At 42.5% G+C, this 13,313-nt stretch carries 17 protein-coding genes and 1 riboswitch; all 17 genes read right to left on the bottom strand.

What is annotated here, in order from left to right; all coding sequences use genetic code 11:
- Positions 1-353: 353 nt before the first annotated feature.
- The 17 genes from sufB to ACXAFV_RS05410 all read right to left on the bottom strand — a co-directional run bounded on the left by sufB (position 354) and on the right by ACXAFV_RS05410 (position 13,294).
- Positions 354-1,751, bottom strand: coding sequence for a Fe-S cluster assembly protein SufB (gene sufB, locus ACXAFV_RS05490; RefSeq protein ID WP_175990449.1), 1,398 nt, complete (start codon positions 1,749-1,751; stop codon positions 354-356).
- A gap of 41 nt (positions 1,752-1,792) precedes the next feature.
- Complete coding sequence (gene sufU / locus ACXAFV_RS05485; protein ID WP_475125012.1) at positions 1,793-2,236, bottom strand: Fe-S cluster assembly sulfur transfer protein SufU; 444 nt, start codon at positions 2,234-2,236, stop codon at positions 1,793-1,795.
- Positions 2,226-3,455: a cysteine desulfurase gene (locus ACXAFV_RS05480; protein ID WP_475125011.1), complete on the bottom strand. Its 1,230-nt coding sequence runs from the start codon at positions 3,453-3,455 to the stop codon at positions 2,226-2,228. The genes sufU and ACXAFV_RS05480 overlap by 11 nt, the downstream gene beginning before the upstream one ends.
- On the bottom strand, positions 3,455-4,765 hold the full coding sequence (gene sufD, locus ACXAFV_RS05475) for a Fe-S cluster assembly protein SufD (protein WP_475125009.1): 1,311 nt from the start codon (positions 4,763-4,765) through the stop codon (positions 3,455-3,457). Before sufD ends, ACXAFV_RS05480 begins: the two co-directional genes overlap by 1 nt.
- Before the next feature lie 17 nt (positions 4,766-4,782).
- Positions 4,783-5,568: a Fe-S cluster assembly ATPase SufC gene (gene sufC, locus ACXAFV_RS05470; RefSeq protein ID WP_446244158.1), complete on the bottom strand. Its 786-nt coding sequence runs from the start codon at positions 5,566-5,568 to the stop codon at positions 4,783-4,785.
- Between the two features lie 340 nt (positions 5,569-5,908).
- A complete protein-coding gene (locus ACXAFV_RS05465; protein ID WP_475125008.1) occupies positions 5,909-6,055 on the bottom strand; it encodes a YuzK family famiily protein in 147 nt (48 codons plus the stop codon).
- 575 nt (positions 6,056-6,630) lie between these two features.
- Complete coding sequence (locus ACXAFV_RS05460; RefSeq protein ID WP_475125006.1) at positions 6,631-6,996, bottom strand: carboxymuconolactone decarboxylase family protein; 366 nt, start codon at positions 6,994-6,996, stop codon at positions 6,631-6,633.
- Positions 6,997-7,128: 132 nt separating this feature from the next.
- Positions 7,129-7,950: a MetQ/NlpA family ABC transporter substrate-binding protein gene (locus tag ACXAFV_RS05455; RefSeq protein ID WP_475125005.1), complete on the bottom strand. Its 822-nt coding sequence runs from the start codon at positions 7,948-7,950 to the stop codon at positions 7,129-7,131.
- A gap of 15 nt (positions 7,951-7,965) precedes the next feature.
- Positions 7,966-8,634 carry a methionine ABC transporter permease gene (locus ACXAFV_RS05450; RefSeq protein ID WP_475125003.1) on the bottom strand — a complete coding sequence of 223 codons (669 nt, stop codon included), beginning with the start codon at positions 8,632-8,634 and terminating at the stop codon, positions 7,966-7,968.
- A complete protein-coding gene (locus tag ACXAFV_RS05445; protein ID WP_475125001.1) occupies positions 8,631-9,653 on the bottom strand; it encodes a methionine ABC transporter ATP-binding protein in 1,023 nt (340 codons plus the stop codon). Before ACXAFV_RS05445 ends, ACXAFV_RS05450 begins: the two co-directional genes overlap by 4 nt.
- Before the next feature lie 158 nt (positions 9,654-9,811).
- Positions 9,812-9,917, bottom strand: a riboswitch (SAM riboswitch).
- A gap of 117 nt (positions 9,918-10,034) precedes the next feature.
- Positions 10,035-10,388 (bottom strand): hypothetical protein, encoded by a 354-nt coding sequence (locus ACXAFV_RS05440; protein WP_475125000.1) that lies wholly within the window; start codon positions 10,386-10,388, stop codon positions 10,035-10,037.
- 296 nt (positions 10,389-10,684) lie between these two features.
- Positions 10,685-11,008, bottom strand: coding sequence for a thioredoxin family protein (locus ACXAFV_RS05435; RefSeq protein ID WP_475124999.1), 324 nt, complete (start codon positions 11,006-11,008; stop codon positions 10,685-10,687).
- A 2-nt stretch (positions 11,009-11,010) separates the two neighbouring features.
- Positions 11,011-11,373 (bottom strand): toprim domain-containing protein, encoded by a 363-nt coding sequence (locus tag ACXAFV_RS05430; RefSeq protein ID WP_475124998.1) that lies wholly within the window; start codon positions 11,371-11,373, stop codon positions 11,011-11,013.
- Between the two features lie 250 nt (positions 11,374-11,623).
- On the bottom strand, positions 11,624-11,860 hold the full coding sequence (locus ACXAFV_RS05425) for a YusG family protein (protein WP_475124996.1): 237 nt from the start codon (positions 11,858-11,860) through the stop codon (positions 11,624-11,626).
- A gap of 94 nt (positions 11,861-11,954) precedes the next feature.
- Positions 11,955-12,338 carry a glycine cleavage system protein GcvH gene (gcvH, locus tag ACXAFV_RS05420; RefSeq protein ID WP_475124994.1) on the bottom strand — a complete coding sequence of 128 codons (384 nt, stop codon included), beginning with the start codon at positions 12,336-12,338 and terminating at the stop codon, positions 11,955-11,957.
- 146 nt (positions 12,339-12,484) lie between these two features.
- Positions 12,485-12,841: an arsenate reductase family protein gene (locus tag ACXAFV_RS05415; RefSeq protein ID WP_475124993.1), complete on the bottom strand. Its 357-nt coding sequence runs from the start codon at positions 12,839-12,841 to the stop codon at positions 12,485-12,487.
- 150 nt (positions 12,842-12,991) lie between these two features.
- Positions 12,992-13,294, bottom strand: coding sequence for an ArsR/SmtB family transcription factor (locus ACXAFV_RS05410; RefSeq protein ID WP_475124992.1), 303 nt, complete (start codon positions 13,292-13,294; stop codon positions 12,992-12,994).
- Between the last annotated feature and the right edge of the window lie 19 nt (positions 13,295-13,313).

Genomic DNA, 13,313 nt, shown 5'->3' with positions numbered 1-13,313 from the left:
TTGGGCTCTATGATGAGGATGGTACTGAAGACTTTTATTAAAGAATTACTGATTTAGCTTGAAGAATTTCATGTTATTAAAAGAATCCAAGTATGATTTCCGTTTTGTGACCTCTCTCCTTTCAAAAGGATGCTTCACTAGTAAACATGGACTCGATAGGATCATTTATGTGCGAAATTTTGAATATATGTGCGAAATCCCCATTTTATGTGCGATATATATTATTTAAGTGCGAACTACCGATTAAACAACAAAATTAGACTATCCTCATTCCACCTCTACAACCATCTGGACTAAACAAACAAAACAACCCCCTTCTGCCGGAGCAAAAGGGGGTTTAAATTCAATATCGATTATCCAATCGAACCTTCCATCTCGAACTTGATCAGACGGTTCATTTCAACTGCGTATTCCATTGGAAGTTCTTTCGTAAATGGCTCGATGAAGCCCATTACGATCATTTCTGTTGCTTCTTCCTCTGAAATTCCGCGGCTCATCAGATAGAATAATTGTTCTTCTGATACTTTCGATACTTTCGCTTCGTGTTCAAGCGAGATATTGTCGTTAAGAATTTCGTTATAAGGGATCGTATCGGAAGTTGACTGATTGTCCATGATCAAAGTGTCACACTCGATGTTTGAGCGGGCACCTTCCGCTTTGCGTCCGAAGTGAACGATACCGCGGTATGTTACTTTACCGCCGTGTTTCGAGATCGACTTCGACACGATCGTTGAAGAAGTATTCGGTGCCAAGTGAATCATCTTAGCTCCTGCATCCTGGTGCTGACCTTTACCTGCTAGTGCAATGGAAAGTGTCATACCGCGTGCGCCTTCTCCTTTAAGGATGACAGCCGGATATTTCATCGTCAGTTTTGATCCGATGTTTCCGTCTACCCATTCCATTGTTGCGTTTGCTTCACACACAGCACGCTTCGTTACCAGGTTGAATACGTTGTTCGCCCAGTTTTGAATCGTTGTGTAACGGCAGTACGCATCTTTTTTGATGATGATTTCAACAACCGCGGAGTGAAGGGAATTCGTTGTGTACACCGGTGCTGTACAACCCTCTACATAGTGCACGCTTGCGCCTTCATCAACAATGATCAGTGTACGTTCGAACTGACCCATGTTCTCAGAATTGATACGGAAGTACGCTTGAAGCGGCGTATCGACCTTAACACCCTTAGGAACATAGATGAACGATCCGCCGGACCATACCGCTGAGTTCAATGCAGCAAATTTGTTATCCGTCGGAGGAATGACTTTTGCCCAGTGCTCACGGAAAATGTCTTCGTTTTCTTTAAGGGCAGAATCTGTATCCTTAAATACGATCCCCATATTTTCAAGGTCTTCCTGCATATTGTGGTATACTACCTCAGATTCGTACTGGGCAGATACCCCTGCAAGATACTTTTGCTCAGCTTCAGGGATACCCAATTTATCAAACGTCTGCTTGATTTCTTCAGGTACTTCATCCCAGCTGCGCTCTGACTTTTCAGAAGGCTTTACGTAATACGTAATGTCATCGAAATTCAGTTCTTGTAAGTCGCCGCCCCATTGTGGCATTGACATGTTATAAAAATGGTCAAGTGACTTCAAACGGAAATCAAGCATCCATTGAGGCTCTTCCTTCATGCGGGAGATCTCTTCTACAATCTCACGCGTTAAACCACGTTTTGAACGGAAAATTGAGACGTCTTTATCACTAAATCCGTACTTATAATCTCCGATCTCAGGCATTTTCTTTGCCATGTTGATTCCTCCATTCTTTGATAGAGTGTAGGGAGAAGAGCTTATTCCTCCTGCTCTTCTTCTTTCACTCCTTTTTCCATCGCTTTCCACGCCAGTGTCGCACATTTAATGCGGGCAGGGAATTTAGCGACTCCTTGAAGTGCTTCAATATCTCCTAAATCCACATCTTCATCATATTCGTTACCTTGCATCATATCAGAAAAAATCTTCGATAGCTTAAGGGCTTCGTCAATTTCTTTACCTTTTACGATTTGTGTCATCATGGATGCCGATGCCATCGAGATCGAACATCCTTCGCCGTCAAACTTGGCATCCTGAACGACGCCATCCTCCACTTTCAATGTTAAGTGTATACGGTCGCCGCAGGTCGGATTATTCATATCGATTGTAAAGCTGCCATCTTCCAAAGACCCTTTATTGCGGGGGTTTTTATAATGGTCCATGATGACTTGTCTGTACAGCTGATCTAAATTATTAAAAGACATCGCTGAAAAACTCCTTTGTCTTCACTAGGCCTGCAACAAGTTTATCAATATCTTCTTCCGTATTATACAGGTAGAAGCTGGCACGTGCAGTCGCCGAGACATTCAGCCATTTCATCAGCGGCTGTGCACAGTGGTGGCCGGCACGGACAGCGATTCCTTCTGCATCCAGAACAGTCGCAACATCATGAGGATGTACATCATCAATGTTGAACGTAACAAGTCCGGCACGCTGGCCTGGATCTTTTGGACCGTAGATGGTCATCCCTTCAACTTGATTCATTTTATCCAACGCATAAGCAGCAAGCTTGTGCTCATATGCTTCGATATTGTCCAGCCCGATATCTTCCAGGAAATCAATTGCTGCCCCGAGACCGATTGCGCCTGCAATAATCGGAGTGCCGCCTTCGAACTTCCAAGGAAGCTCTTTCCAAGTGGATTCCTGCAGCCCGACGAAGTCGATCATTTCGCCGCCGTACTCGACCGGTTCCATCTTGTTCAAGTGCTTTTTCTTACCGTAAAGAACACCAATTCCAGTAGGACCGACCATTTTATGGCCTGAGAAAGCGAAGAAATCACAGTCAAGATCCTGAACATCAATTTTCATGTGAGGAGCAGCCTGTGCCCCGTCCACGACCATCACTGCACCGTGATCATGTGCAATTTGCGTGATTTCTTTGATTGGGTTCATCGTACCGAGTACGTTCGATACCATCATGATTGAAACAATCTTCGTTTGGGCTGTTACGGTTTCTTTTACATCTTCAAGTGTGATCGTTCCATCCTCTTGAAGAGGAACATATTTCAATACGGCACCTGTTTCCTTAGCAAGCTGCTGCCAAGGAATGATATTGCTGTGGTGCTCCATGTGAGTGATGACGATCTCGTCGCCTTCATCCAGGTTTGCACGACCATAGCTTGCCGCTACCGTATTGATCGCGGTTGTCGTCCCGCGTGTAAAAATGACTTCTTGAGTAGACGAAGCGTTGATGAATGTACGAACCTTTTCACGGGCTCCTTCATAGCCATCCGTCGCTCTTGTCCCCAGCGTGTGTACACCGCGGTGAACGTTCGAGTTATAGCCGCGATAATAATCATTGATCGCTTCAATGACGGAAATCGGTTTTTGGGAAGTCGCCGCGCTGTCTAAATAAACGAGTGGATGGCCGTTTACTTCCTGGTCGAGAATCGGAAAATGCTTACGAATCTCTTTAACATCCATTAGTTTACTTTCCTTTCGATTACCTCGACAAGCTGCTTCTTAACTCCTTCAATCGGCAATTGGTTTACCACAGGAGCTAGGAAACCGTGAATGACAAGACGTTCAGCCTCTTTCTGCGGAATTCCGCGGCTCATCAGATAGTAAAGCTGCAGCGGATCGACGCGTCCGACTGAAGCTGCGTGTCCAGCCGTTACATCATCTTCATCGATCAGAAGAATCGGGTTTGCATCCCCGCGTGCTTTTTCGCTCAGCATCAATACGCGTGATTCCTGCTCTGCGTTCGACTTTGATGCACCGTGTTCGATTTTACCGATTCCGTTAAAGATGGAAGAAGCTTCATCTTTCATGACGCCGTGCTTAAGGATGTAACCTTCGGAATTTTTGCCGAAGTGAACAATCTTTGTCGTGAAGTTCTGCTTCTGCTTGCCTCTGCCGACAACCACCGTCTTTGTATCACCGTAAGAACCGTCACCCATCAGGTTCGTCACGTTTTCAGAGACAGTGTCACCGTCATTCATCAGTCCGAGCGCCCATTCGATGCGGGCATCCCTGGCTGCAACACCGCGGCGGTTCACGTAAGTCGTCAATCCGCTTGCAAGATTGTCCACTGCACCGTAGGACACTTTGGCATTATTATTCGCAACTACTTCGGTCACGATATTGTATACGCCGTCTTCAACATCCGTTGTAGAAATATAGTTTTCCACATATGTCACTGAACTGTTGTCTTCCGCAACCACCAATACGTGGTTGAACATCGCAACTTCAGCATTGTCGTGAACATAAACTGCTTGAATCGGTTCAGCCAATTCCACGTTTTTCGGAATGTAAAGGAACGCTCCTCCATTCATCAATGCTGCATGAAGAGCTGTAAGCTTGTGCTCATCCGTTTTCACGCCTTCTGTCATGAAATACTTCTGAACAAGTTCGCTGTGCTCTTTTGCCGCTGTGAAGATATCTGTGAAAATAACACCACTGTCTTTTAATTCATTTGAAAGTGAAAGATAAGCCGGTGTGTTATTGCGTTGAATATATAAGCTTTGATCATTGCTGTCTAAGTCAACTAGTGCTTTTGCTTCTTCTGGCAGCTCACTCAATGATGAGAACGAATCACTTTCAACTGTATGCTTTTGGAATTGAGTAAAATTCCAGTTCGTGATTTTCGTCTTATCTGCAACCGGAAGGCTTAGATCCTTAACTTTGTTAAAGGCATCTGTACGAAGGGTTGTTAACCATTCTGGCTCTCCAAGCTGCTTTGAGTAGGAGCTGACATAGTCCTGATCTACTGATAGTTTCGTTTCTACAGTCATTATTATCCCCCTAACACTTACGCTTCTTGGCCAACAGTTTCGTCTTTGATTCCTAACTCTTCTTTAATCCAGTCATAACCTTCCGCCTCAAGACGCTGTGCTAATTCCGCACCGCCTGATTTCACAATACGCCCTTGCATCATGACGTGAACGCGGTCAGGTGTGATGTAGTTAAGAAGACGCTGATAGTGAGTGATGATCAAGCAACCGAACTCTTCTCCGCGCATCTTGTTGATTCCTTTGGATACAACTTTAAGTGCATCGATATCAAGACCTGAATCGATCTCATCAAGGATTGCGATCTTAGGCTGAAGCAGCATCAATTGTAGAATTTCATTACGCTTCTTCTCACCGCCGGAGAAACCTTCGTTCAGGTAACGCTGTGCCATATCCGGATCCATTTCAAGATATTCCATTTCAGAATCCATTTTGCGGATGAATTTCATCAATGAAATTTCATCGCCTTCCTCGCGACGGCTGTTGATTGCAGAACGTAAGAAGTCCGCATTTGTAACACCGCTGATTTCACTTGGGTACTGCATAGCAAGGAATAGACCTACGCGTGCACGCTCGTCGACTTCCATTTCCAGAACGTCTTCACCGTCAAACGTGATGCTTCCTTTCGTAACTTCATACTTAGGGTGACCCATAATAGCAGAAGATAAAGTAGATTTACCTGTACCATTCGGTCCCATTACTGCGTGGATTTCTCCACCCTTAATCTCAAGGTTAACCCCTTTCAGGATTTCCTTTCCTTCAATCTCAACATGAAGATCTTTAATCGTTAAAGTAGAACCTGCCATGTGTATATACCTCCGTGACTTTATAAAATGAATGTAAGAGTTTACTCCCTTACTCATTCTCAATTTATTATCATTACAATCTTATAACAAATAAAAGGTATAATCAACTTTTTCAGCACCAGTGGACAAGGTTATCCGGCATGTACATCCTTCACTATTGTTTGCTGAAAACACCATAAAAATGTAGGGCCTGCTGTGAAGGAGCCTGTCCGGGTTTCTTCTTATATAAATAGGAAGAAATTACATGATACCCTGTACGTGGTTATCCAGCACGCTGTTGATTGTCACCTTCACGAAAAAAACCAGTGTTGGATCAACACTGGTTTTTTCTTTGCTTTTATTATATATTAGCATGCACTTTTCTATCAAGTGCAGCAATCATTCTTCGGCTTTCCTTGTATTCCTGCTCTCTTTGTTTCTCTACTTGCATTCTGACATCATGCTTTCGTTTGTACACCTCGTATCCAATTCCATGGGCACTATGCATCGCCTTTTCCATTTCACTTGTGTACGTTAAACCCTCAAGAGAGTCGATAGTGAATCATTCCTTTCAAATTTTATATTCATAACTATACTACCCCCTCTTTCTAAATACAAAACCCGAATTTCTTCATTTTTTCTGAAAAATCATGTACAGAAGATTTTTACAAGAGGGTATCATTAAGTTTTCACAAAATTCCGCCATTATACTAGCAAATAATAGGTAAGTTAGTAAATATCCAGATGCTTGTATAAAGATAAAGCGCTTACATTGGTAAAATGGTTAAAATAGGGGGGGGACACCCTTGAACTTGGATGTAACTCCAAGTCCATTTTTATTTATGTTCCACTTTCCCACGTTTCCGTTCCATTTTTTAAAAATACGAACCAAATATCTGTTATTCAATCCTCTTTTCGAAAATACATGCCACTTTTCCCATTTACGTGCAACTTGTCGAATAATCTTTATGCATTCGGAGCAGCAGCCACCACCCTGCATGCCAATCATGAACTAAAGTCCTACATATAATAGAAGAAACTAAAAAACGGAAGGGCTGCTATCCATGCCCTTCCGCTTTCTAGTTATTGTTTAAGCTGGTTCAGTTCCTGCACCGATTGCTGCACAAGGGTCACAGCCTGGCTCATTGCCGCCCCGCCGCCGAATGCTGCAGTGACACCGACCGCTTCCAGGATTTCCTGTTCAGAACATCCTTGATCGAGACACCCCTTAGTGTGGTAGATGATACAATATTCATCCTGGGAGTAAAGGCTGATTCCGAGAGCGATGAGCTGCTTTTCTTTTTTCGTAAGGACCCCTTCTCTAAAGCAATGTTCAGTGAATGTATTATAATGCTCGGCAAGCTCAGGCATTTTTTCCGTAAAGATCCCAAGACCCATTTTATAATCATGAAGTGCAGCTTCAGTTGTATTTCTTGGTTCCATTTGCATCTTATTCAGCTCCATTTTCGAATTAGATTATCGAAAATAGTATGGTCTTTTCACTGGTGTTTTATGTTAAGAAAATACATCTCCCGTCAAAAAAGAACCCATGGCCGCGCCACAGGTTCTCTGCATTCATATTTATTCTTTTACAGGGACGACTGCTCCGCCCCATTCGTTCGTAATGAACTCCTGGATTTCATCTGAACGGAGAGCTTCTACAAGTGCTTTTACTTCTTCCTTGTTCTCATCACCTTTGTTAACTGCAATTACGTTTACGTAAGGTGAATTTTTATCTTCGATTGCAATCGAATCTTTCAAAGGATTCAACCCCGCATCAATCGCATAGTTTGAATTGATCAGGACAGCATCGCCCTCTTCGTTTTCATATAATTGAGGCAGAAGGGCAGCTTCATATTCATAATCAAACTTCAGCTTCTTCGGATTTTCCTTAATGTCCTCAAGCGTCGCTTTCGTTTTGTCCACACCATCTTTGAGGGTGATCAAGTCTTTTTCTTCAAGCAGGGTAAGGATACGCCCATGATCTGCGACGGAATTACTCATTAAGATCGTCGCGCCTTCCGGCAGCTCCTCTAATGAATCATATTTCTTGGAATAAACGCCGATTGGTTCGATGTGGATTCCGCCCGCGTTTTCAAATTCGTAGCCGTGCTCTGCTTTTTGGGATTCCAAGTACGGGATATGTTGAAAGTAGTTGGCATCCAAGTCGCTGTTTTCAAGATCTTTGTTAGGTAAAATGTAGTCTTGGTACGTTTCGATTTGTAATTCGATTCCTTTTTCCTCAAGAATCGGTTTTACTTCTTCAAGAATTTCTGCATGAGGGATATTTGAAGCCCCCACCACCAATTCCTTTTTATCTTCGCTTCCTCCTGTTGTACTTCCGCAAGCTGCCAATCCAAAAATACTTGTTGCTGCAATAACTCCTGCTACCCATTTTTTCATGTTCTTTCTCTCCTTTTATCGTTTATCTAATTTATTTGTAAAGAAATCACCAATGATTTGAATGGCAAACACTATGACCAAGATCATAATCGTTGCCGCAAGTGTTACATCTTCACGGCTTCTCTGGAAACCATCCAGGTAAGCAAGGTTACCCAGGCCGCCGGCTCCAATGACACCTGCCATCGCTGTATAACCAACAAGTGCAATGGCTGTGACCGTTATTCCCGAAATTAATGCAGGCATTGATTCCGGCAGGAGAACCTTCAGGATGATCGTACTCGTTTTTGCTCCCATCGCCTTGGCAGCTTCGATTACCCCTTTATTCACTTCTCTGAGCGCGATTTCGACCATTCTGGCGTAGAACGGTGCTGCTCCAATGATCAATGCCGGCAATGCAGCATTGGCTCCGCGGATTGTATCCAACAAAAATTTAGTAAATGGGATCAACAGTACAATCAGAATAATGAACGGAATTGACCTGAATACATTCACCACAGAGCTTGTTACAGTGTAAGTCAGTTTGTTTTCCCATAGGTTTTCTTTGGAAGTCAGAAATAGAATGATACCTAGAATGATACCTAAAATAAATGTGATGATAACAGACATCCCTGTCATATACAGGGTTTCCACCGTTGCTTCCCAAAGTTTTTCCCAATCAACATTCGGAAATATCGTTTCCATCATCCTGCCATCACCTCCACTTTCACCAGCTGGCCTTCAGCGAACTGAAGAGCTTCTCTAAGCTGTGATTCTTCTCCGTCCAAATGAACAAACAGTGTGCCATATGCACCTTTCTGTGTCTGGGAAATCTGGCCTTGCAGGATGTTTACCTCAAGGTCAAACCTCCTGATCAGCGAAGTGATCAACGGCTGTCCGGTCGACTCTCCAACAAAGGTAAACTTCAGAACCTTCCCGGTTGGATAGCGGTTGATCAACTGGTTCATCACTTCTTCTGAATCCTGATCCTGCGACACTTCTTTTACAAAACGCTTCGTCACTTGCTGCTTAGGATTACGGAATACTTCAAGCACATCTCCCAGCTCAGCAACGATTCCATTCTCCATGACTGCCACACGGTGACAGATTTTTTGGATGACATGCATTTCATGAGTGATCAGAACGATGGTCAGTCCAAGACGCTTATTGATATCGACCAATAAATCCAGAATTGAATCAGTCGTCTGGGGATCCAGTGCAGAAGTTGCTTCGTCACACAGTAGTACACTTGGATTGTTCGCCAGTGCCCTGGCGATTCCAACACGCTGCTTCTGCCCTCCGCTCAGTTGTGAAGGGTACGCATCCCCTCTCCCTTCAAGACCGACCAGTGTCAGCAGTTCCTTGGCTCTGCGATTTCTTTCTTTTTTAGAAACCCCGGCTATCTCCAACGGGAACTGAATATTTTCAAGGACTGTCCTTGACCATAATAGATTGAAGTGCTGAAAGATCATTCCGATGGACTGTCGTGCTTCACGCAGCTTCTTGCCTTTAATCTTTGACACCGTCTGACCGTTCACATCGATTGTTCCTTCAGACGGAACCTCTAGTCCGTTCAGCATCCTGATCAACGTACTTTTACCGGCGCCACTATAGCCGATCACTCCAAATATTTCTCCTTCCTGAATGGAAAGGTTTACCCCATCCACTGCTGAAATGGGTCCTGCTTTTGATTGATAGATTTTCTTCACGTCTGAGATCGTGATCATGTTGTCAGCCACCTTCTTTCTTCCAAGTAAAACGATCGTTCTAATACGAATTAATGTTCTCTCTAATCTACTATGCGTGTCAGTCACCATTAATAAATGAACAATAAAAAAACCTTTCCGCAGATAAGCAGAAAGGCATAATCATATGACTATCCTTCCTCTTATCTTTCAAAGCATATGCTTTGAGTGAATTGGCACCATTTCAATAAAATTGACGGTTGCCGGGCTTCATAGGGCACGTCCCTCCACCACTCTGAATAAGAGTAAGTCTAAATATATTAAGTTAATGAGTGTAAAGTCTCAGAAAATTTACTACAAAAGTGATTTTATCACCACGTATAGGGGGTGTCAATTCTTTTTTTCAGAAGATTAAAGTAATCGCTATATTTCAACAGTTTCTTTTATCATGGGTCTTGTGAGCCATAACACAGACTCGGCGAACAACAGAGGGCGGTAACCTCCCCGAACAGATAATTGATTGTTCTCGACCATTCGCGACAATAGCTCATGCCCCTTAAGTACACATGTGATCATTTCTTCACTTCCATCAATGACAAATTGAGGATCACATTCAATAGCATCCTCCACAATAAAACATTCTTTATTTGACAGGGAAATTGAGTAAAGCTGATCTTCACATTCAAATGTAAGAATGAATGGATTTGAAGGAAATAATAGCTGCAGATGGTACTTCGAATGACATTGGTCAATTAGCGCCTGTAAATAGTTTCTCATACATACCCTCCCGCGAATCTTCTTACTACTACTTAATTCTACTTTTGGGTATTTTATCCTTTTTTAGTCGCTCGACATGATTTTAAAAGAGGTAATGAGTTTCTGTCGAAATAGATAGTTTTGAATATTCAGAATATAAATTCTGAGCAATTTCTCTTCATTTCCCAAGAAATATGTCCTAGTTTGTAGAAAGGTTTTATGATGAAACTGCTAAAAAGGCTGTTTGATTTTCACGTGTAGCCGCTTGCTTTCCCGATACGTGAAGTGCTTGCGAAAATAGCCAAACAAAAAGACCTTTATCTACTAAAGGCCTCCGTTTTCTTCAACATTTCATATAGATAGGGAACAGATTGAAAGGCATAGATCCTTTCCATCTCCTCAGAATTATTGTACAGGATTAAACATGGTACACTTTCAATAGATTGTTCTTCTGCAAACTGTGGTAAGTAATTCAAATTGACTTTATCAAAATGAAAGGATTGCGGAAGCTTTTTGACGACTTCCATCATTTTTCCTGCTACCTGGCATGTCCCACACATCGGGGTGTAGAGATAAACGGCATTTAAATCGTGTGTGTTTATGGAATCATATAGCGCACTTGTACTACTTACCTCATTCAACGTCAACTCATCCTTTTTTCCAAATATTCCGTGTGTACATCAATATTGGCGCCAATCAGTACAGAAGCCAGATGATATTCAGGCGCAGAGGCCACTTCTTTATACATCCGGTCGATATATAAGTGCTCTGCCTCCGGAAATTCACGCTTGAATTGTTTTCGAAGCTTTTCCCCAGCGTGATCGGCATCCACCAATATATAAACATCTCTCTGTTCCAGCGAATCAATCAGTTCGTCCATTTTTGTAATACTGATGGTTCCATTTGTACAGATAATCTCAATGGGTTCTTTAATGATTCCTTCCACTTTTCGTTTATCTGTTGTACCTTCTACGATAATTACTTTTTCATCACCAATTTCCAACATTGTCATCACCTTATCTTTCAAAAATAAGATTAGGATAGTATATTCAATTAATTAGAGATGATGTCCACTACTTACTTATATCTTCTCATTTTTTTTTGGAAATAGAAAGAAAAAAGGCTGTTTTTACTCCGCTGATGATTTGGATTCACACATCTTCTTTCTTCACAGGTCAAAGTCCCTGCTTGAAAATAAGCAAAAGGGTGCCGGCTTTCCATCGGGAGAAGTCTGGCACCCTTTCAAGTAGTGAAACTCAACACCAGCCGCCTTCATCACAGTCAGTATAACGTGCTTCAGTTCCTTCGGTGGCGGTGTAGTTTTGAAAGATTTTATTTTCTTTCGCTTCAAAATTAGGTTCCATGGAGATTCCTTCAAGGGGCACAGCCATTCTGCCGATCGGCTGATTATCGAGATACAATTCCAACTCTCCATTTTTCAGTTTTCCAGTCACACGGTCTGTGACATCCAGTTTCTTTGGTTCAAGAGTCATAGCGGACATCCTTTCCTTAATGGCGTCTACAATTAGAATGCCCCAAATAAAAAACAAAACACCTTGAGAATATACTCAAGGTGTTTTCATCGTATTAACCTTCGTTAATCATTTCATCATATTGTTCTGCTGTCATGAGCTTGTCCACTTCACCAGCATCAGTTGGTTCAACAACGATCATCCAAGCCTTTTCATAAGGGGACTCGTTTACGAACTCAGGGCTGTCAGCAAGTTCTTCATTTACTTCAACGACTTTACCTGAAACAGGTGCGTACAGCTCAGAAACAGTTTTTACTGATTCAACGCTTCCGAATGGTTCGTCAGCCGTTACTTCGTCGCCTACTTCAGGCAGTTCAACGAATACGATATCGCCAAGTTCAGATTGTGCAAATGCAGTAATTCCAATACGTACGTTTTCCCCTTCGGTTTTGACCCATTCATGTTCTTCAGAATAGCGAAGATCTTTCGGTGTACTCATTTCAAATCCCTCCAAATACTTGGTATACAACCTAATATTGACACACTCTTTCATAAAAAAGCAAGAAAACAAAGAGTTTCCTTCAAAACTTTTTATAAGCCGTTACAGGAGCTCTCCTGACCGGTTCACACAATATGGAACTGCTCTTATTTCCATGTCTCTTCAAACGTTTCTTCTTTGAATCCGACCGTCACCTTGGAACCATCTGACGTGATTGGACGCTTGATCAGCATGCCGTCAGAAGACAGAATTTCAAGCAGTTCTTCATCAGAAGCAGTATTCACTTTATCCTTCAATCCAAGCTCGCGATATTTTTTCCCGCTCGTATTGAAAAACTTTTTCAACGGCAGCCCGCTCTTTTCATAGAGGCTTTTCAGTTCGTCCTTGGACGGGGGATTTTCAACGATATGTATTTCATTAAAATCTGCGTTATTGTCTTCAAGCCATTTTTTTGCTTTCCGGCACGTCCCGCATTTTGGATATGAATAAAAAGACAATGACATGTTACCACCACCTTTCGATTTTGCTATTGGAAATTACCCTTCAATATTAAAAAGTAGGGAACCGGATGAATCACCGTTCCCTTGTTTTTCAGTGTCACCTACTAGACTACATTCGACAGCCTTCGTTATTTTCCTTCTTTTGCAGAAGGTTTATTCACAGTGATTTTCTATAGTACCCACCAGTTGTTTTAGAAGTTCAACCGCCTTATCAAGCTCTAACGAATAAAAACGCTGCGTCCCTTTTTGCTCAAGGGATACAAGCTGCTGATCTCTCAGAATCTTTAAATGGTGGGAGACTGCCGGACGGGAAAGTGTAAGATGCTCTGTGATTTGATTGACCGTCAGCGGCTCTTTTTCAGCAAGAAGGACAATGATGTCCTGCCGATACGGATCACTTAATGCTTGAAATAAAGGTGTACAAGCACGAAATGTATCAATGGCTTTTTGCCCCATAATTTTCCCCCTTCTATTT

The sequence above is a fragment of the Rossellomorea sp. ABR4_012 genome (assembly GCF_056159545.1).
Note: the sequence above shows the minus strand (reverse complement) of the source record. Positions and strands in the feature narration are given on the sequence as shown.